This is a genomic window from Phycicoccus sp. HDW14 (assembly GCF_011383005.1).
In the GTDB taxonomy this organism is placed as follows: domain Bacteria; phylum Actinomycetota; class Actinomycetes; order Actinomycetales; family Dermatophilaceae; genus Phycicoccus.
Window position 1 is genome coordinate 843,961 of sequence record NZ_CP049935.1, and the last position, 17,591, is coordinate 861,551.

Consider the following 17,591-nt stretch of genomic DNA (forward strand, 5'->3'; position numbering starts at 1 on the left):
GTCTCCTGGGTGGACGGGGTGGTCGACTGGACACCACGGTGCCCCGCGGCCCGACAAGGCCGCGTCATCCCCGTGTTAAGGACACGTCATGCCCCGGGCCGGCCGAGGTCCTTCACGCTGTTCTTAACCACCTCTTATCGGATGCACGACCTGCCCTTGACCTCCGTGCCCGCACGCTGGTGCTCCCTGCACCTCGTCCACGGAGGCCCCGTGTCCCTCTCGAGCACCATCGCCACCGGCACCCTCGTCGGCAGCCTCCTGGCCGTCGGCGTGTACGCCACCACCGGCCCGCCCGACCGGGCGGCCACGACCGTCCCCGTCGCCCCGACGTTCGCGCCGGTGCCGACGCCGACGGTCACCCACCTCGCCGGCTGCCGCGCCCCCGCGAAGCTGGAGCACGGCGTCTGCGTCACGCACGAGCCGGGCCCGGTCGTCGTCCTGCCGGCGGCGCCCCGCAGCAGCGGCACCGGCACGTCGAGCTCGGGCCGCAGCCGGCCCGCGACGAAGGCGCCGACGAGCGACCCGGTGGCCGGCGACGACCACGAGGACGACGAGTCCGACGAGCCCGAGGACCACGACGGTGACGAGGACCACGGCGGGGACCACGAGGACGACTGAGCCCCGGTCAGCCGGTGTGCGTGGTGGGCAGGGCCACCCGCACGGCGAGCCCCCCGAGGTTCGAGCGCCCGAGCTCCACCCCGCCGCCGGCGCTCTCGGCGAGCCGGTGGACGATCGCCAGCCCCAGTCCCGTCGAGCCCCGGGCGCTGTGACCGCGTCCGCGCCACGGCAGGGTCATGCCCGGGCCCGCGTCCTCGACGAGCAGCACCGCGTCGTCGCCGTCGGGCGTCACCGACACCTGGATGTCCGCACCCTCCGGCGTGTGGGCGAACACGTTGTCCAGCACCGTGTCCAGCAGCTCCCCGAGCGCCTCGGCCGAGAGGGCGACCGGGGGCGTCGTGCTGTCGACGTGCAGGTCGAGGTCGCGTCCCTGGTCCTCGGCGAGGGGACGCCAGAAGTCGACCCGCTCGGCGACGACCGCGCCCGGGGCGGTGTGCGCCGGCAGCTCGGTCGCGACCGTGCGGCGGGCCTCGCGCACGACGTCGTCGATGCTGCGCTGGAGGTGGTCGACGTGCTCGCGGAGCCGTTCCGCGACCTCGGGGTCGTCGACGAGGTCGGTGTCGAGCCGCAGGGCCGTGACGGGGGTGCGCAGCCGGTGCCCGAGGTCGGCGACGTTCTCGCGCTCGGCCTCGACGAGGCCGTGGATGCGGTCGGCGAGGGCGTTGAGCGCCCGGCCCAGCTCGGCGGTCTCGGGCGGTCCACCGGGCACGGCCCGCGCCGACGCGTCGCCCTCGCGCAGCCGGTGGGCGACCTCGGCGACCTCTCTGACGGGCACGGTGACGCGCCGTCCGAGGTTCCAGGCCGCGGCGACCGAGACGCCGACCAGGCCCAGGCCCAGCAGCCCGATGGTCAGCCAGGCCCGCGGCACGCCGGCGCGCAGCTCGTCGTCCGTGACGCTCGCGACGACGACCTCGAGGCCCTCGGCGGTGGCCACGGGGACGAGGGCGTCGAGGCCGCCCGCGCGGCGCACGGTGAAGGCCTCCTGGTCGCGCCGGGCCCGCTCGACGGCGGCGAGCGTGTGCGCCTCGAGGAGCGGTGCGCCGCCGAGCAGGCTGCCGTCGGGCTCGACGACGGAGACCGCCGGCCCCTGCGACGACAGCTCGTTGACGGTGCGCTCGAGCACCTCGTGGTCGGAGAGGGTCGCGGTGAACCGGGCCACGCTCTGCGCCTGGTCGCGGGCGCGGGTGGTCGCCCGGTCGCTCGCGAGGTTGGCGACGAGGAAGCACAGGGGCAGCACGAAGGCCACGACGACGGCCGAGGTGGTCGCCGCGACGAGCCAGGCGATGCGGCGGGTCATCCGGACGCGTCGTCGTCGGGGTCGGGTCGGGTGGCGTCGGGGTCGGCAGCGTCGGTGGCGGGGGCGGTGAGCCGGACGCCCACGCCGCGCACGCTGTGCAGGTAGACCGGGGCGGCCGCGCTCTCGCCGAGCTTGCGCCGCAGCCACGACAGGTGGACGTCGACCGTGCGCTCGCCGCCGCCGTACGGCTGGTTCCACACGTCGGCGAGCACGTCGCGCTTGCTGACCACCTCGCCCTCGTGCTGGACGAGGTAGGCGAGCAGGTCGAACTCCCGGCGCGAGAGGTCGAGCACCCGGCCGTGCAGGGCGGCCTCGCGCGCCGTGGGGTCGACGGTCAGCCCGCCGACGGTCATCGGCTCGAGGGGTCCGTCGGTTCCGCTGCGGCGCAGCACGGCCCGCATCCGGGCCTCGAGCTGGGCGGTACCGAAGGGTTTGACGACGTAGTCGTCGGCGCCGGCGTCGAGGGCCTTGACGACCGAGGGGTCGTCGTCGCGCGCGGTGATGACGATGACCGGTGTGTCGCGCACCGCCCGGAGCATGCTGAGGACGCTGTGGCCGTCGAGGTCCGGGAGGCCGAGGTCGAGCAGCACGAGGTCGGGACCGCCGTCGAGGGCCTGCCGCAGCCCGTCGAGGCCGTTGGGCGCGCTGGTGACGGCATGGCCCCGGTCGCTCAGGGAGCGGATGAGGGAGGACCGGATCGCCGGGTCGTCCTCGATGACCAGCACGTGTGCCACAGTGGTCACGCTAGAGCAGGCAGGGGGTGGGACGCGTGACGCCGCGACGAGGCACACTCCTCGGTCTCGTGCTCGGCTGGCTCGCGGTCGTCGTCGTCGTGGGTGGGCTGACCTTCACGGTCGTCTCCCAGGCGGGCAGCGGGGTCGGGCAGGCCTCCGCGATGCGCACCGTCGCCGCCGCCCCCGTGGCCACGACCTCCTCCTCGGCGCCGGCGAGCCCGGACCCCGACGACGACCCGGAGACCCCCTCCTCGACCCCGAAGCCGACGAAGCGCCCCACCGACGACCCGCCGCCGGCCACCTCGACGCCCGACCCCCCGTCGACGCGCACCCGGTCGTTCACGACCGTGGGCGGCACGGTCGTCGCCGGGTGCACCGGCTCGCGCATCGAGGCCGAGTCGATCACCGTGCGCGACGGCTGGCGCTTCGAGGACGAGCGGGAGTCCAGCAAGCTCGAGATCCACTTCTCGCGCAGCGGGTCCGGGCGCGAGGACGCCTCCAGCGAGGATGACGCGTCGGCGGTGGCCGCCGGTGCCACCGCGGGCACCACCGTCGAGGAAGAGGGCGAGGTCGAGCTCGTGCTCTTCTGCGCCGACGGCGTGCCGACGCGGGGCAGCGAGTAGGCCGGGCCACCCCGCCGGCGGGCCACTAGCCTTCGGGGGTGACCACAGCCATCGTCACCGACTCGACGGCCTACCTCCCGGTGGGCGCCCTGGTCGGTCTCCCCGTGCACGTCGTCCCGCTGCACGTCGTCATCGGGGGGCGTGAGCACCGCGAGGGCCTCGACGTCGGCGCCGACGAGGTGGCCTCGGCGCTGCGCTCGTTCACGCCCGTGTCGACCTCGCGCCCGGCGCCCGGTGCCTTCCTCGAGGCGTACGAGGAGGCGGCCCGGGCGGGTGCCGACTCGGTCGTCTCCGTGCACATCTCGGGGGAGCTGTCGAGCACGGTGGGCGGTGCCGGGCTCGCCGCCGAGGACTCGCCCGTGCCGGTCACCGTCGTCGACTCCCGCGCGCTGGGGATGGTCATGGGGCACGCGGTGCTCGCCGGGGCGCGGCTGGCGCAGGAGGGTGGCTCGATGGAGGCGGTGGCCGACCTCGTCCGGGCCACGTGCGCCGGCGCCACCGTCGTCTTCTACGTCGACACCCTCGAGTACCTGCGTCGCGGCGGGCGCATCGGGCGGGCGGGGGCGCTCGTGGGGTCGGCGCTGTCGATCAAGCCGATCCTCGGGCTGCGCGAGGGCCACATCGTCCCCCTCGAGCGGGTCCGTACCTCGAGCCGGGCCATCGCCCGCATCGAGGAGATCGCCGTCGAGGCGGCGGAGGCGGCACTGGATGCCGGGGCGACGGGCGTCGACGTCGCCGTGCACCACCTCGACTCGCGCGAGCGCGCCGACCGGCTCGCCGAGCGGCTGGCCAGCCGGCTGCCCGGGTCGCCGGTCGAGGTCGTCGAGCTCGGGGCCGTCGTCGGTGCGCACGTCGGGCCGGGGACGCTTGCGGTGGCCGTCGTCCCGAGGCCGGCCGGCTGAGCCGATGGTCCTCGTCGTGCTCCTCGAGGTCGTCGCGGTGGCGGTGGTCTGCTTCCTCGTCGGGGCGGTCAACCCCGCGACGCTGCTGGCCCGTGCCCTGGGTCGCGACCTCACCGCGTCCGGGTCGGGCAACCCCGGGGCGACGAACGCGGGCCGGGTGCTCGGGCGCAAGTGGGGTGTGCTCGTGCTGCTCCTCGACGTCGCCAAGGCCTACCTGCCGACCGTGCTCGTGCTCCGCACGATGGGGACGGTCCCGGCCCTCGTCGCCGGGCTGGCCGTGGTGCTCGGGCACGTCTTCAGCCCGTTCCTGCGCGGCCGGGGCGGCAAGGGGGTGGCGTGTGCGCTGGGCGCGATCCTCGCGGTCGTGCCGCTCGTCGGGCTCGTCGCCGTGCTCGTCTTCGCGGTGGCCGTGTCGCTGACCAAGTACATCGGCGAGGCCTCGGTCGTCGTCACCGTGGTCCTCGTCGTCATCGGGGTACTGGGGATGGTCGGCCTCGCGCCGGTCCAGGGACTCGTCGGCGGATGGCTCGTGCTGCTCGCGCTGCTCGTGCTGTCGCGGCACCGGCGCAACGTCGTCGCGTGGTGGGGACGGGTGCGGCGCGGCTGACGTCGCGCGGGTGGGGGTGCGGGGGTGCCGGTGCGTGCGGGTCCGACCGGTCGTCCACAGGCGGGTGGTGGGCGGGTCGTCGTCCACAGATGTCCGTCGGGGTGGTCGGCGCGGGGGAGCGGCTGCCTAGCGTCGGGGGATGCGCGACCGCCCCGACCCGACCGCCCTCTCGCCGAGGGCCCTGGCCTGGCTGCGCGGCGGGCGGGCGTCGACGCCGTCGGGCGGCTGGGTACCGCGGGTGCCGGAGCGGCCGTCGGCGGCCCGGGGCGGTGAGGGTCCGGAGACGGTCGAGTTCGGGAACGGGGGATGGGGGGAGGAGGCACCGGAACGGGTCGGGCGCCCGGAACGACCGGAGGTGCCGGAGCGACGGGAACGACCGGAGCGGCTGGGCGGCCCCGGCCGGTGGGTCCGGTTGCCGTCGGCGCTCTCGGGTGCGCGGTGGCAGCCCGGGCGGGCAGCCGTGCTCGGGGTCGTCCTCGTCACCGTCGCGGCCGTGCTCGTCCTCGGGCTGCGCGTCGCGTGGGCCCGCTCCGACGACGGTGACGTCGTCGCGCCCGGCGGTGGCGCCCGGGCCGCCCCGAGCGGGGTGTCGGCGGGGGCGGCCGCGGTCGGGGTGCCGAGCGGGGCGTCGCCCTCGCCGGTCGGTGCCACGCCCTCCACGGCTCCCTCGCCCGGGTCAACCGGGGTGGTCGTCGTCCACGTCGTCGGGCAGGTGCGCCGGCCGGGGCTGCAGCGGCTGCCGGTGGGCTCACGGGTGTCCGACGCCGTCGACGCGGCCGGCGGTGCGTCGCGGGGTGCTGACCTCTCCGCCGTCAACCTCGCCCGGCTGCTCGTCGACGGCGAGCAGGTCAGGGTGCCGAAGCCCGGAGAGGTTGTCGCCGATGGCGGGACTGCAGGAGGTGCCGGGGGAGGGGCCGGCGGTGGTGCGGCGCCCGCGGGGGCAAGGTCTCGCTGAGCAGCGCAGATGCCGGTGCCCTCGACACGCTGCCCGGCATCGGGCCGGTCCTCGCCCAGCGGATCGTCGACTGGCGCGCCGAGCACGGCCGGTTCACGAGCGTCGACGAGCTCGGTGAGGTGTCCGGCATCGGCGAGAAGCTGCTCGCGCAGCTGCGACCCCTCGTCGTGCCGTGAGCACCGTCGAACCCGCTCGGGTCGACCCGAGCGACCTGCGCCTGCTCGCGCCGGCGGTTGTCGCCTGGGCCGTGGCCGCCGCCACGCTCGGGTCGGGTTGGGGCACAAGGGTGCTCGTGGTGGCCGGGTCGATGCTGTTGTCGGGGGTCGTCGCCGTCCTCGCCCGTCGCGACCCCGGCGGACGGGCCCGCGGGCTGCGGGGTCCGCTCGCCCTGTGCGTCGTGCTCCTCGCCCTCCTGCAGACGGCGGCGTTCGGCCAGGGCGTGGTGCGCGAGCGCGGCGGGGTGCGGGACCTCGCGGACGAGCGGGCCGTCGTCGTCGCCGAGGTCGTCCTCACCGGCGACCCCGTGCGCGTGGCCTCCCGGGACGGCGAGGCGCGGGTCCTGCGCGACGGCACCGTGCAGGTCCTCACCGGGCGGGGCCGCGCGCGGGCGGCCTCGGCCCCGGTGCTGCTCACCGGCGGCCCGGCGCTGGTCGGCCCGGGCTGGCGGGCCACCGTGCTCGTCCGCGGCCGGCTCGGGCCGCTCGACCCCGCCGACGACCGGCTGGCCACGCTCGCCGTCTCCGGTCCGGTGCGGGTCCTGTCGCCGCCGGGGGCGGTGGCCGGTGCCGCCGAGCGGCTGCGCTCCGGGTTGCGCGCGGCCGTCGACGACGCCCCGGCCGACGCGCGCGGGCTGCTGCCCGGCCTCGTCATCGGCGACACCAGCCGCACGCCGCCCGACCTCACCGAGGCGATGCTCGCCACCGGCATGACCCATCTCACCGCCGTCTCCGGAGGGAAAGTCAAGATGGGGTCGTTTACACGGATGGTGCGCAAGCCGCTCAAGGCCGCCCGGAGGACGCGCGCCGAGCGTCTCTGGCAGCGCCAGGGCAAGCCGACCGACTTCCCCGTCATCGTGCGCAAGGGGACGCTCACCGCCTGCCCGCACGGGATCGGCCTGGTCGACGGATTCCAGTTCAACCTCGAGTACATGGCCGCCCCGATCGGCCAGGGGGCTCTCTGGGACCGGCTGTCGGCGCTGTACCCGGTGACGCGGATCGCGTACATGCTCCACTGCAAGGACTGCCGGGCCGCCGCCGGCCACGCCGAGTACCCCAACCTGCTCAACGAGTGGCGCCCGTGAGCGTCGACGCCTGACTCACCGCGGTGGCGTCGCGCCCGGTCGCTCCATCCACCGCCGGACAGTCACACCGAAGCCACGCTGGCCGTCGATGACCGACCACTCGCCGACCCCGTACTCGGACTCTTCCCATCCGTCGTCGGCGAGCTGCCGGCGCCAGGCCTTGGCGTCGCCGTCGCCCTCGCGCCACCGGAAGGTCCGGTAGACCCAGCCGCCCCGCTGCTCGCCCATCCGCGGAGGCTACCCGGGCATGACGAAAGCCGCCCCCGACCCAGTCCGTGAGGACCGAGCCGGGGGCGGCTTCGTGTGCAGGGTGGCGCGCTCGAGCGCCGGCGGTTACGGGGTGAGCTGCTGGCCGGCCGGGCCGGTCACGTTGGTGAAGGTCCAGTCTGCCTTGTTGCCCTCGACGAGGACGGGTCCCCAGTTGCCGGAGCGGAAGATGCTCACGTTCCGCAGCGTCGACGCGGCGCGGGCGGGCGCGGTGTAGAAGGTGTACCCACCGCCGGCGAGCCGGACGTTGTCGACGGTCACGCTGCGGATGCCCTGCCCGACGTCCTCGAGGTAGAGGGCGGCGTTCTTCTGCGGCTGCCACGGGCCCATGTCGACGATCGCGTTCCGGAGCGCGAGGTTCGTGACGCCCCGGACCTGGATGCCGTCGCCGTGCGCGTCGGACCCGGACGGGAAGGTGAACCCGTCGGCGATCAGCCCGTCGATGACCACGTTGCTGATCTGGAAGCGGGTGTTCGAGAAGATGTCGACGCCGTCGCCGTCGGAGCCGCGGACCCGCACCCCGGTCATGGTGACGCCGTCGATCGCGTTGTAGTACGAGTCGACGAACACGCCGCCGGTGTCGACCCGGTCGAGGACGTACCGGCCGGTCCCGTACATCGTCACCGCGGGCGCCTTGACGTTGCGCAGGGTCACCCCGGCGGCGTCGAGCCGGACCGCGCTGGTGAACTCCACGTTCGTGTAGGTCCCGGCCGGCAGGGTGCCGCCGGCGCGCTTCGTGAGGCTGCCCGTGGTGCCGACCGACGCCTCCGTCGGCAGAGCGCCCGTGGCCGACGGGGATGGCGTGCTCGTCGACGACGAGGACGGCGTCGACGACGGCGACGTCGACCCGCTCGGGCTCGGCTCCGCCGGCGTGTCCGTCGGGGTCGCCGTGACGGTGACCGTCGCGGCCGCCGCGAGCGGCACCGAGCAGTGCACGTCGAATGACACCACGGTGGCGCCCTGCGTCACCTTCGGGTCCTTCGTGCACGTCGCGCGGACGTCGGGGCTGGCGCCGAGCGCGACAGCGCCGGCGAAGGCCGCAACCGCGAGTGCAGCTGCGGCCGCGGCGTACCGCCTGGTGGTGGTGGTCATTGGAACCTCTCGGATGGTGGGGGCAGGGAAGGTCCCGGCCGGGGCACGCAAGGGCGCGCCCAGTCGGGTTCGTGGTGAGTGGCTCAGCTGCGACGGAGGTGGATGGTCGGGCCAGGGCGAGCGATGACCTCGGGGTTGTCGACGGCCCGCAGCTCCGGTGTCGTCTCCACGCTGATGACCGCGGCGACGTCGACGTCCTCGTCCTCGGGCGCGCGCGCGCCGGCGACGAGCCACTTCGGCCGGCCGGCCGCCGTCGACGACGGCTCCTGCCAGGTCTGGCCGCCGTCGAACGACGCCCGCCAGGTCTCGGCCGCGACCGCCGGCGTGGTCGACGGGCCGGGGTCGTAGTACTCCCGGCCGAAGGGGGACAGCTTCACGGGGACCTCCTGGAAGGTGACGGGACGGTGGTGCTCGTCGACGGCCACAGCTCGCTGACGCTCGAGCAGGCGTAGCGGCCGGGTGCGCTCGTCGAAGTCGACGGCACGGCCGATCTCCGCGAACGCGACGGGACGGACCCGCTCCTCGAAGCCGAGGAAGGTCACCTCCCGTGCCGGCGCCGTGGCGTGACCGGCGCCGGACAGGGTGCCCCCACCCGACAGGCCGCTCGGGCTCGAGCTCGATGCGGTGCCCGATCCCGAGAGGGACCCGGCGCCGGACAGGGCGGCACTCAGCTCGACGGAAGGCAGGCTCGAGGGCGACAGCTGGCCTGATCCCGTGAGGGAGACCGTGAGGCGGACGGCCGCGCCTCCGGCTGCACTGAGCGCTCCTGCGCCCATCAGTGCCGCGGAACCGGTAGCGCTCTCACTCGCCGAGCTCGACGCGCTGAGCGTCCCAGTCCCGGACAGCGACGCGACGGACGTCGCGCCAGTGCGCCCGGGGCCCGTCAGGGAGCCGGTGCCGGCGAGCGCGGCCGCGGTCGATGGTGCTGTGGCGTCGCTGCCCGTGAGGGACCCTGCGCCGTTCAGCGTCGCGGAGGCGGCAACGGCCGGGCGGCCCGCGGTAGAGAGTGCGCCCGATCCTGTGAGCGCGGCAGCGGCTGCCGGCGCAGGCACGGTGCCAGATGCCGCGAGTGAGCCAGACCCGCTGAGGTTCGCGGCCGTCGTCGAGGCGGGGCCGGCTGTCCCGGTCAGACTGCCTGAGCCGGTCATGGCCGCGGCCACGGACGAGGCCGACGAGGAGGTCCCGGTCAAGGCCCCAGAACCGGACAGGGCTGCCGTGGACGCCCCCGACGGCCGGCTGGTGCCGCCGAGCGTCCCTGAGCCACTCAGGGCGGCGCTGACGGAGGCGCCCGGGCTGGCGGAGCCCGAGAGGCTGCCGGAGCCGGAGAGCCCGGCTGTGGCCGCCGGGCGGGGCGTCCCAGACGCGGCCAGCGACCCGGACCCGACGAGCGCGGCGGTGGCCGCCGGGCGGGGTGTGCCAGAGGCGGCCAGCGCGCCGGAGCCGGCGAGCGCGGCGCTGGTGGATCCTGCCCCGGAGCCGGCGGCGGCGAGCGAACCGGACCCGGTCAGAGTCGCCGCCCCGGTGCCGAGCGGGGTGCCCGTCGCGGCGAGAGTGCCTGAGCCCGACAGCGCCAAGGCCACGCTCGCGGCGATGGCAGCAGCACCAGCAGTGAGGGAGCCCGAGCCCGACAGCCCGGCCGATCCCGCGTACGAGCCGCCGCCGGCGGCGGTCGCGCGGCGGAAGGTGACGATCACGACCGGCGCGCGCGAGGAGAGCGATGCGGTCCACGTGGCGCTGACCGGGACGGCGCTGGCCTGGGTGAGGTCCTCGATCGCGCACTGGTAGTCGCCCGCGCCCTCGACCCGCTTCGTGAAGCCGGCGCCCGCCGTGAACGTCGTTGCGGCCCGCCATGCCTGCTGGGCGGCGCCGACGACGAGCTGCCCGGCGGTGTCGGGGGTGACGGGACCGGCAGAGAACGACGTCCCGTCGGCGGCGGCGTAACCGAACGCGACCTTGTCGACCGAGGCGAGGTTGGTGTGCTCGGTCATCGCGACGCGGCGGAACCCCGCGGCCGCGCTGAACGTGACGGTCACCGTCGTCGTCCCGCCGGTCAGGGTGGGGCACCACGCGACGCCGATCCCGGCGCCGTTGCTGGTCTTGTAGTAGTTCAGCCCGGTGTTGGGGTCGGCGATCAGCAACCACGCCTTGCCGGTGCTGTCCGTGACGCTGACCGGCACAGGCGGGGACCCGGCGGTGGCGTCCCACGCGAAGACGATGCACCCCTGGGCGCCAGAGGTGCAGGGCCCGTTGTAGGTGGCCGAGACCGTCGTCGACGTGGCGTCGGTGCCGGCAGGGCTCGAGCCGACGTTGCCAGTGAAGCCAGGAGCCAGGAGCGCGCGCGACGGCGACAGCAGCGGGACGGGGAGCAGGCCGTGCGTCATCGGTCAGCTCCTCACTCAGGCGACGTCCCAGACCTCGAAGAGGAACGCCCGAACGCGTCGTTCACGGTGGTGTTGTTCGGCCCTCCGTACTTCAACCCAGTCGACGCCACCGCGGTCTCGACCCCGTAGGCGGCGTCCCACGTCTGCGCGGAGCCGGGGGTCAGGCCGGTGACGAGGAACTGCGCCTCCACGGTCAGGAACGTGGTCGCCGCGGCCACCCCGTTGACCAGGCCGGCCGGCGCCACCCGACCCAGCACCGTCGCACCGGACAGCACCCCGAGCAGGATCTGCGGGTAGGTCGTCGCCCCGTGCAGCGTCCCCTGCAGCCGGACCAGGGCGGTCCCGTTGGCGGGGGCGGTGAACGCGACGCGGAGGTTCGTGGTGTCGATGGCGGTCATCGCCAGCGCCGCCGTCGTCGCCTTGCTGACGGCGGTCGCCGGGTCGTACGCCTTCCCCGCAAGCAGGCTCACGGCGTCAGCTCTGGGTGTAGGTGACGTTGATCGTGTACGTGCCCTGGGAGACGAAGGGCTGGTCGACGATGTCGAAGGTGTCGCGCACGTCCGCGGTGCCCGGGGTGACGCTGACGCAGGCTCCGAAGAACGCCGGCGTGACGCCCGAGGGCACGTCGAACGTCCCCGCCCCGGAGATCGCCGACGCCGACGCGGCGCCCCAGTTGAGGGCCTTGCGGTTGTACGCCGGCGACCCGCCGGTCAGCTCACCGGTCGCGGTGCCGGTGGCACCGGGGTCCGCGGTGAACAGCGCGCCGTATGGGGCGGCCGCGCCGTAGGCGGTGGCGAGCGCGTTGCGCTGGGCCAAGGTACGAACGGACATCGGTCAGTCCTCCTGCGTCGCGGGACGGACGGTGCCGGCCTCGGGGTGGTTGATGCCGGCGGGCACGGCCGTCTGGCCGTGGTAGCCGCCGGGGCCGGCGTCGGGCTCGTCGGAGACGGCGACGTCGTCCCAGCCGCGGGCGCGGGCGGCCGCGACGTACTCGTCGACGAACTCCGGGTTCACGTAGTCCTCCGCGACGTCCTCCCGGACACCGGGCGGGCCGCCCGGGACCTCGGGGGCGACGACGCGGAACCGGCGCATGGTGACCTTCAGCTTCGTGATGCGCGGGTCGGCCGAGGTCTTGCTCATGGGGCACTCCTTGCGGTGAGGGTGGGGTGGGCGAGGAACCGGCCGAGGGCGAAGAGCCCCCGGCCGGCGACGGCGAGCGCGATGACGGCGACGACGACCTGGCGCTCGGTCAGGTCGAAGAGTCGGGACACGGGGTCAGCCCTCGCGGACGGCCCAGTCGGGCAGGTCCGGGAGGGGCACCTGCTGGCCCGCGAACGGATGGGTCGAGTCGGTGAGGAACTCGAAGACCCCCGCCCGCAGGAAGGAGTGGCACACCCACTCGCGCGGACCGTCGGTCCCGTGCATCGTGTAGCGGGTCAGGATCGACGGCGACAGGGTGGGCGTCTCGAGGTCCCCGTCGAAGTCCCAACGGGCGCGGCCTTCGGGCACGTCGCCGCCGACGGGCAGCATGTGCAGTCCGACGTCACCCCCACGGGCACAGCCCGGGCAGACGAACATCAGCGCCTGGTACTCGCGGCCGTGGTCGTCGACCGTCCGGAGGGCGGCCTTCACCGTCAGACCTCGGGCGCGGCGCGTAGACCGTGGCGGGCGCGGTACTCGAGCAGCGGCTCGCCCGTCGGGGTCTTCGTGTCCGTGCGCCAGAACAGGATCAGCATGGGCACGATCGCGAGCGCCTGGTTGCCGAGGTCCCCGAGGTAGGAGGCTTGGCCGTCGGTCAGGACCCCGACGAGCTTGAGTGCGGCGAGCAGCGCGAGCTGGGCGGCGTACAGGACCTTGACCTCGATGCGGCGCGCCTTCCACGTCCCGAGGACGAGCGCCACCAGGTCGAGCGCCGCCGCGACGACGCCGACCCAGCCGGTGACCCACGAGTCGGTCCGGACGCCGGCGACGACCAGCAACGTGCCGAGCGCGGCGAGCAGCCCGTAGAAGGCCTTGCGCTTCGCCGGGTCGAGGACCCAGGCGACGAAGGCGACGAGCCACGCGGCCGGCGCGAAGCCGACGATGCGCGGGCTCACGGGGTCACCTCCTGCGGCCGCACCACGACCTCGATCTGCGCGGCCTCGGACAGTGCCTCCCTGACGGCGGCCTTGACCTCGTCCTCGGTGAGTGCGCCGCCCTTGAGGGCCTGTGCCTCGGCGATCTTCCGTGCCTGGATGGCGTTGTCGCGGGCCTCGAGGGACCAGCGCATGATGAGGTCGAGCGCGCGGGGGATGGCCACGGCGGGCTCGTTCTTGCCGAGCATGGCGCTCGGCACGACCTTGTCGGTGATGGGCATGTCGTCCTCCTGGTGGTTGGTGCCCGCGAAGTAGGCGACGCGAGCCATGAAGTGGTCCCACGGGAACTGGGCCCCGCAGTCGGTGTGGTCGGAGCGCTTGTAGACGCGGTTCACGGCCCAGTGGTCGACGATCCCGGCCTTGCCGGCGGCGAGCTGGGCGTCGGTGAGGTGCACCATCGGGATGCCCTCGTGCTGCGCGAGAGCGACGACGAGCCGGGCGGTCCTGTCGAGCATCGCGAGGCTGTAGGGGTCGAGCCACTGCTCGCGCGTCTGGGTGGTCCCGGCCTGCTCGATCTGGATGCCGTCGTGGTTCGCCCCGGGGGCGGCCCACGCGACGTCCTCGAGGGGGACCTGGAAGACGGTCGAGTCGTTGTCGGTGGTGAAGTGGCTCGAGGCCTTGACGCCCGACTGGAAGTACTTCGCCACGCCCTCGGCCGCGGAGGCGGTCTCCGGGGTGACGGCGAAGTGCAGCACGATCAGGCGGATCCGGCGGCCACCGACCTTCGTGTAGCGCGTCGAGGGGATGGCCTTGGTGACGCCGGCGTCGGCGAGCCACTTGGGGATGGAGAGAGACACGGCTGTCCTCCTGAGTGGGGTGGATCAGAGGCAGATGCCGAGCAGGTCGCAGACCGTGCCGGTGATCGGACCGCGGTCGCTGCCGCGGTCCGTGGGAGTCGGGGTGGGCGCCGGTGGCGGCGAGCTCGGTGCCGTGGCGCTGCCACCGCCGGAGGTCGGTGCGCGCGCGGCCGGCGACCTTGCCGGGGCGCCCTCGGTCGCTGGCGAGCCGCTCGTCGACGACCCCTCGCTTGAGGGGCTCGAGGACGATGAGGGCGCCTGCCTGGCCGGCAGCGCCGGGCAGCCGAGGCTCTTGCCAGCTCGTGCGAGCGTCGCCCGGCCCTGAGCGCTGGCGTCCTTGGCCACCTCGGCGAGCGCTGCGCAGAGCACGGCGTTCTGCTCGTCGAGCTGGGCCTGCACTTGGGCGGCTTCCTTCTCGCGCGCCTCGCGGCGCCCGGTGAGGTAGGACCGCAGCTCGGCCACCTCGTCACGGCTGAGGCCGGCGGTCTGCTCGGCGTTCTGCGCGACGCCGGTCAAGATCCCGAAGCCGATCGGCAACCCGATGCCGAAGAGCAGGCAGCTGACCGCGATCGCGACGAAGCCGGCACGTCGTCGGATGCCGGGCCCGACCCTGTCGTCGGGGCGCATGGGGGCGCTGCGGCGGCGGAACGGGACGGCTCGGTGTCGGCTCACTTGGGCTTCACCTCTCCGGTGTCCGGGTCGATCCGGTTGTCTCGGAGCAGCACGCGAAGGCGCACCTTCTCCTCGGTGTCGGCGTCGGCCGCGGCCTCGAGCTCACGGTTGCGGGCCTCGAGCTCGTTGATGCGCGTGTCCTGGCGGGAGTCGAAGTCGCGCTGCCTGCTCGAGCGGCTCGAGAGCAGGGCACCGATGAAGCCGAGCGCGCCGGCGCCGCCGAACAGGAACGGCAGGAGGTCGAGGGCGGTGGAGGTGTCAGCCGTCTTGATGGCTGCGGCGATCGTCGCGGCGAGCATCGGCTACCCCCGTCCACGGTTCGACCTCGCCGGCAGCAGCCCCCGGATCCACTCGAGCAGCCGATCGGCCCACGTCCTCCGTGAGGGTGCGAACTGCCGGGCGCATCCGTAGTAGAGGCACGCGAGGAGCAGTGGCGTCGACGGTGCGCCCCAAGCTGGGATCCGGTGCAGGGCGACCCACGAGCCGGCGACGAGCCCGGCGTACACGAGGTAGAACACGACCCCGACGGTGAGGGTGATGTTGAGGGCACGGGGGTGGCCGCGGCCGTCGCGGCCGATCGCCCACGCGACCGCGATCGCGCCGGCGAGCAGCAGCACCCCCCAGCTGTGCATCCCGCCGGGGACGGTGCGCAACAGCGCGAACGAGTCGGACGTCGCGACGGCGTTGCCGCCGTAGGCATAGCCGGTGCCGTCCGCGGCGGCCTTGCCGACGAGGCACCACGCGACGAACTTCGCGAAGAGCTCGCGGCGGGTGTGCGGCGGGGGTAGGTGCATGGCGGTCTCCGATGTCTCGGACACGCTCGGGCCTCCTCGGTCAGGTCCGGGGCGGGTGGGTGGTGGTGTCACTGGCCGACGACGTAGAAGCGGGGTCCCTGGCCGTAGGTCAGGCCGGTCGCAGGTGCCGTCGAGGGCAGCGAGGTGTGAGGCCCAGCGGACTTCACACCGGTGACGTCAGCCAGCGCGACGCCGGCGAACGAGAGGCCGGCCACCCTGCTGGCACGGCCGGTCCCGACACGGATGGCGGGGGCCCCGCCGTGCGCGGCGAAGCCGAGCCAGTAGGTCCCCCAGCGAGGGGGAACGACCCGGCGGTCGTGGCACGGAACGATGAGAGGTTCGAGGCGATCGTGCCGAGCGAGTAGAGCCGCTTCCCAGGTCGCCCGTTGAGGTCGGCGTAGAGCGCCGCCTCGATCGTGGATCCCGCCGCGGTGGTGGTGATCTCGAGCGCCACCTGGGTGATCGCCCCCGGGCCGAGGTCGATCGGGACGAAGTGCGCCTCGTCCGCGGTCAACGTCAGGGTGGTGTTGCCCTGGTGCTCGGGCATGTAGTTGCCGCCGGTGCGGATGGCGGCAGGCTCGTGCACCGCCTTGTCGAGCTCGCGAGTGAACTTCACGAACGCCCCGGACGCGATGCTCAGGGTGTTCTGGCGGGCCACGTCGGTGCCGTTGCCGGCGGCCGACCACAGGGAGTAGCCGGCGTTCACGGTCGGGCCGGTGTTGCCGTACGGGGCCGACCCCGCGACCTGCGTGTCCCGGACCGCGTTGCGGTTCACCTTGGCCCGTGCGACCGAGGTGTAGCAGTCCAGGTACAGGCCCACCGAGTAGGTCGCATCGGCGAGCGCCGACGAGGCGACGTTCTCGAGGACGTTGTCGCTGATGTCGAGCCCGTCGACGTTGGAGAAGCGGAGATACATCCCGTTGTCCGGGGCGCCGACGATCCGGTTGCGGCTGATGCTGACTCCGCGGTCGATGGCGGTGTTCCCGGCCTCGCGCCGAACCCACTGGATCCCGTTGGCCACCGAGCCGATACCGACGGTCGACTGCCCGGCGTGGGTGGCGGCCGCCCAGATGATCGTGTTGTCGACGATGTCGACGTTGCTCATCGGGCCGCCGTCGCCGCTGTTCATCGCGATGCCGCACCCCCCGTTCTGCCAGGGGTGCGCGCGCCAGAGGAGGAAGTCGAGGCCGAAGACGTTGTCGTGGACCCGCACCCCGGTCATGCCTTGGGTGTACGGGGTGATGTGCAGGCCGTGGCCGCAGCCGATCGTGACGTTGTGGTGCCACTCGATCCCGATGTTCGGGAACGACGGGGAGGTGGAGAGCTGGCCGCCGTAGACGTACCCGATGACGGTGTTGTGGTGCACCTTCTGCGACGGGCCATGGGTGTCGACCGGGGAGATCGCCCCGAGCGCTGCCGACCCGCTGGTGACCCCGGCGGCGTAGGCGGAGAACGTGTTACCGGCGATCTCGAAGCCCACGGCGTCGATGTAGACCGTCGAGTGGTCGTGCAGCTGGGCGGAGGCGACGAGGCCGCCGATCTTGAGGAACTGGTTGTTCAGGACCCGCACGTCCCGCGCGCTGTTGGCCGAGCAGACCACCCAGGTCGAGTCGTGGTCGACGAAGGTGTTGCCCTCGACGCGGATGCCGGTGCCGTAGTCGGCTCGGATCGCCTGCCGGCGGCGGCCGTTGAGGTAGTTGCCCGAGGCGACGTCGCCGGCGGCCGGCTGGTTGTTCGTCGCGTTCCCGTCGAAGGTGAGGCCGTGCACGTACAGGCCCGACGCGTCGTTGGCTCCGGTGTTGAGCATGGCGTTCCACGGGCCGTTGGCGTTCTTCACCTTCAGCGTCCCGGACCCGAAGAGCTCGACCCCGGCTGTGGCGGTCAGGATGTCGCCGGAGCCGCTGATCAGGTAGGTGCCGGCCGGGACGTAGACCCGGCGTGAGCCGCCCGCGATCGCCGCGTTGATCGCGGCCTGGATCTCCGCGGTGTCGTCGGCGGTGCCGTTGCCGGCGGCGCCGTAGTCCTTGACGTTGACGGTCTCGGCCCCGCGCACGACCCGGTTGCCGTACAGCGGCTCGAGCGCCCCGCGCGTTCCGGACAGGCCGTCCCCGACGAGCGCGGCGACGGCGGCGTCCTCGGACAGGGTGAACGACGCCGCGGCCGCGAGCGCGGTGTGGGAGACGATGACCCGCTCGTACCCGGTGACGGTCTCGAGGATGGCGATCGGCTTGTTCTCGAGGGTGAAGCTGAGGAGCCCGTTGCGGTCGCTGGTGAGCGTGGCGAGGACGGCGCGGGTCGTCGCGTCGCGGATGGTGGCCTTCGCGCCGCGCAGGGTCCGGATGCCGCCGCTGGGGAGCACGTCCCAGACCGTCACCTGCTCGAAGTCAAAGTTGGCCACGTTCCCTCGATTCTGGTCG

23 protein-coding genes are annotated in these 17,591 nt (G+C 74.0%); 7 read left to right on the forward strand and 16 right to left on the reverse strand.

From position 1 onward, the window contains the following. Positions 1–210: 210 nt before the first annotated feature. Positions 211–618, forward strand: a complete 408-nt coding sequence (locus G7075_RS04170) for a hypothetical protein (protein ID WP_166119149.1) — start codon at positions 211–213, stop codon at positions 616–618. A gap of 7 nt (positions 619–625) precedes the next feature. Here the strand turns inward: G7075_RS04170 and G7075_RS04175 are convergent, their stop codons facing one another. After that, entirely contained in the window at positions 626–1,915 is a 1,290-nt protein-coding gene (locus tag G7075_RS04175; protein ID WP_166119151.1) for a HAMP domain-containing sensor histidine kinase, read from the reverse strand. Continuing rightward, on the reverse strand, positions 1,912–2,649 hold the full coding sequence (locus G7075_RS04180; RefSeq protein ID WP_166119154.1) for a response regulator transcription factor: 738 nt from the start codon (positions 2,647–2,649) through the stop codon (positions 1,912–1,914). The genes G7075_RS04175 and G7075_RS04180 overlap by 4 nt, the downstream gene beginning before the upstream one ends. A 35-nt stretch (positions 2,650–2,684) precedes the next feature. On the opposite strand from G7075_RS04180, the gene G7075_RS04185 reads away from it, so the two are divergent. From G7075_RS04185 to G7075_RS04205, 6 genes are all read left to right on the forward strand, one after another. Next, positions 2,685–3,272, forward strand: a complete 588-nt coding sequence (locus G7075_RS04185) for a hypothetical protein (protein ID WP_166119157.1) — start codon at positions 2,685–2,687, stop codon at positions 3,270–3,272. Positions 3,273–3,310: 38 nt separating this feature from the next. Further along, a complete protein-coding gene (locus G7075_RS04190; protein ID WP_166119160.1) occupies positions 3,311–4,174 on the forward strand; it encodes a DegV family protein in 864 nt (287 codons plus the stop codon). A gap of 4 nt (positions 4,175–4,178) precedes the next feature. Further along, entirely contained in the window at positions 4,179–4,781 is a 603-nt protein-coding gene (locus G7075_RS04195; RefSeq protein WP_166119163.1) for a glycerol-3-phosphate acyltransferase, read from the forward strand. Between the two features lie 139 nt (positions 4,782–4,920). After that, on the forward strand, positions 4,921–5,736 hold the full coding sequence (locus G7075_RS04200; RefSeq protein ID WP_240917883.1) for an SLBB domain-containing protein: 816 nt from the start codon (positions 4,921–4,923) through the stop codon (positions 5,734–5,736). Between the two features lie 38 nt (positions 5,737–5,774). Next, complete coding sequence (locus G7075_RS20770) at positions 5,775–5,912, forward strand: helix-hairpin-helix domain-containing protein (protein WP_240918009.1); 138 nt, start codon at positions 5,775–5,777, stop codon at positions 5,910–5,912. Beyond that, positions 5,909–7,036 carry a hypothetical protein gene (locus G7075_RS04205; protein ID WP_166119166.1) on the forward strand — a complete coding sequence of 376 codons (1,128 nt, stop codon included), beginning with the start codon at positions 5,909–5,911 and terminating at the stop codon, positions 7,034–7,036. Before G7075_RS20770 ends, G7075_RS04205 begins: the two co-directional genes overlap by 4 nt. Before the next feature lie 15 nt (positions 7,037–7,051). Here the strand turns inward: G7075_RS04205 and G7075_RS04210 are convergent, their stop codons facing one another. The 14 genes from G7075_RS04210 to G7075_RS04270 form a co-directional block, all read right to left on the reverse strand. Beyond that, a complete protein-coding gene (locus G7075_RS04210; protein ID WP_166119169.1) occupies positions 7,052–7,264 on the reverse strand; it encodes a hypothetical protein in 213 nt (70 codons plus the stop codon). A gap of 105 nt (positions 7,265–7,369) precedes the next feature. Further along, positions 7,370–8,395, reverse strand: coding sequence for a hypothetical protein (locus tag G7075_RS04215; protein ID WP_166119171.1), 1,026 nt, complete (start codon positions 8,393–8,395; stop codon positions 7,370–7,372). Positions 8,396–8,478: 83 nt separating this feature from the next. Next, positions 8,479–10,776, reverse strand: a complete 2,298-nt coding sequence (locus G7075_RS04220; protein WP_166119174.1) for a hypothetical protein — start codon at positions 10,774–10,776, stop codon at positions 8,479–8,481. An 11-nt stretch (positions 10,777–10,787) separates the two neighbouring features. Next, on the reverse strand, positions 10,788–11,246 hold the full coding sequence (locus tag G7075_RS04225) for a hypothetical protein (protein WP_166119177.1): 459 nt from the start codon (positions 11,244–11,246) through the stop codon (positions 10,788–10,790). A 4-nt stretch (positions 11,247–11,250) separates the two neighbouring features. Then, entirely contained in the window at positions 11,251–11,607 is a 357-nt protein-coding gene (locus tag G7075_RS04230; protein WP_166119180.1) for a hypothetical protein, read from the reverse strand. A gap of 3 nt (positions 11,608–11,610) precedes the next feature. After that, the gene (locus G7075_RS04235) at positions 11,611–11,916 is read right to left on the reverse strand and encodes a hypothetical protein (RefSeq protein ID WP_166119182.1); all 306 of its coding nucleotides are present in this window, start codon (positions 11,914–11,916) and stop codon (positions 11,611–11,613) included. Next, positions 11,913–12,047 (reverse strand): hypothetical protein, encoded by a 135-nt coding sequence (locus tag G7075_RS21955; RefSeq protein WP_256378045.1) that lies wholly within the window; start codon positions 12,045–12,047, stop codon positions 11,913–11,915. The genes G7075_RS04235 and G7075_RS21955 overlap by 4 nt, the downstream gene beginning before the upstream one ends. A 4-nt stretch (positions 12,048–12,051) precedes the next feature. Then, entirely contained in the window at positions 12,052–12,408 is a 357-nt protein-coding gene (locus G7075_RS04240; protein ID WP_205860580.1) for a DUF6527 family protein, read from the reverse strand. Between the two features lie 2 nt (positions 12,409–12,410). Continuing rightward, positions 12,411–12,872, reverse strand: a complete 462-nt coding sequence (locus tag G7075_RS04245; protein WP_166119184.1) for a hypothetical protein — start codon at positions 12,870–12,872, stop codon at positions 12,411–12,413. Continuing rightward, a complete protein-coding gene (locus G7075_RS04250; protein WP_166119187.1) occupies positions 12,869–13,708 on the reverse strand; it encodes an N-acetylmuramoyl-L-alanine amidase in 840 nt (279 codons plus the stop codon). Before G7075_RS04250 ends, G7075_RS04245 begins: the two co-directional genes overlap by 4 nt. A 24-nt stretch (positions 13,709–13,732) precedes the next feature. Next, positions 13,733–14,380, reverse strand: coding sequence for a hypothetical protein (locus tag G7075_RS04255; protein WP_166119189.1), 648 nt, complete (start codon positions 14,378–14,380; stop codon positions 13,733–13,735). Next, complete coding sequence (locus G7075_RS04260) at positions 14,377–14,679, reverse strand: hypothetical protein (RefSeq protein WP_166119192.1); 303 nt, start codon at positions 14,677–14,679, stop codon at positions 14,377–14,379. The genes G7075_RS04255 and G7075_RS04260 overlap by 4 nt, the downstream gene beginning before the upstream one ends. A gap of 3 nt (positions 14,680–14,682) precedes the next feature. Continuing rightward, on the reverse strand, positions 14,683–15,198 hold the full coding sequence (locus tag G7075_RS04265; RefSeq protein WP_166119194.1) for a hypothetical protein: 516 nt from the start codon (positions 15,196–15,198) through the stop codon (positions 14,683–14,685). A 139-nt stretch (positions 15,199–15,337) separates the two neighbouring features. Then, on the reverse strand, positions 15,338–17,572 hold the full coding sequence (locus G7075_RS04270) for a glycosyl hydrolase family 28-related protein (protein WP_205860616.1): 2,235 nt from the start codon (positions 17,570–17,572) through the stop codon (positions 15,338–15,340). Positions 17,573–17,591 lie beyond the last annotated feature (19 nt).

What these genes read in the sequence shown, in the direction of transcription:
- G7075_RS04215 (WP_166119171.1), bottom strand. Translation starts at nt 8,395, where the DNA reads ATGACCACCACCACCAGGCGGTACGCCGCGGCCGCAGCTGCACTCGCG.
- G7075_RS04200 (WP_240917883.1), top strand. Translation starts at nt 4,921, where the DNA reads ATGCGCGACCGCCCCGACCCGACCGCCCTCTCGCCGAGGGCCCTGGCC.
- G7075_RS04175 (WP_166119151.1), bottom strand. Translation starts at nt 1,915, where the DNA reads ATGACCCGCCGCATCGCCTGGCTCGTCGCGGCGACCACCTCGGCCGTC.
- G7075_RS04235 (WP_166119182.1), bottom strand. Translation starts at nt 11,916, where the DNA reads ATGAGCAAGACCTCGGCCGACCCGCGCATCACGAAGCTGAAGGTCACC.
- G7075_RS04260 (WP_166119192.1), bottom strand. Translation starts at nt 14,679, where the DNA reads ATGCTCGCCGCGACGATCGCCGCAGCCATCAAGACGGCTGACACCTCC.
- G7075_RS04210 (WP_166119169.1), bottom strand. Translation starts at nt 7,264, where the DNA reads ATGGGCGAGCAGCGGGGCGGCTGGGTCTACCGGACCTTCCGGTGGCGC.
- G7075_RS04195 (WP_166119163.1), top strand. Translation starts at nt 4,179, where the DNA reads ATGGTCCTCGTCGTGCTCCTCGAGGTCGTCGCGGTGGCGGTGGTCTGC.
- G7075_RS04230 (WP_166119180.1), bottom strand. Translation starts at nt 11,607, where the DNA reads ATGTCCGTTCGTACCTTGGCCCAGCGCAACGCGCTCGCCACCGCCTAC.
- G7075_RS04220 (WP_166119174.1), bottom strand. Translation starts at nt 10,776, where the DNA reads ATGACGCACGGCCTGCTCCCCGTCCCGCTGCTGTCGCCGTCGCGCGCG.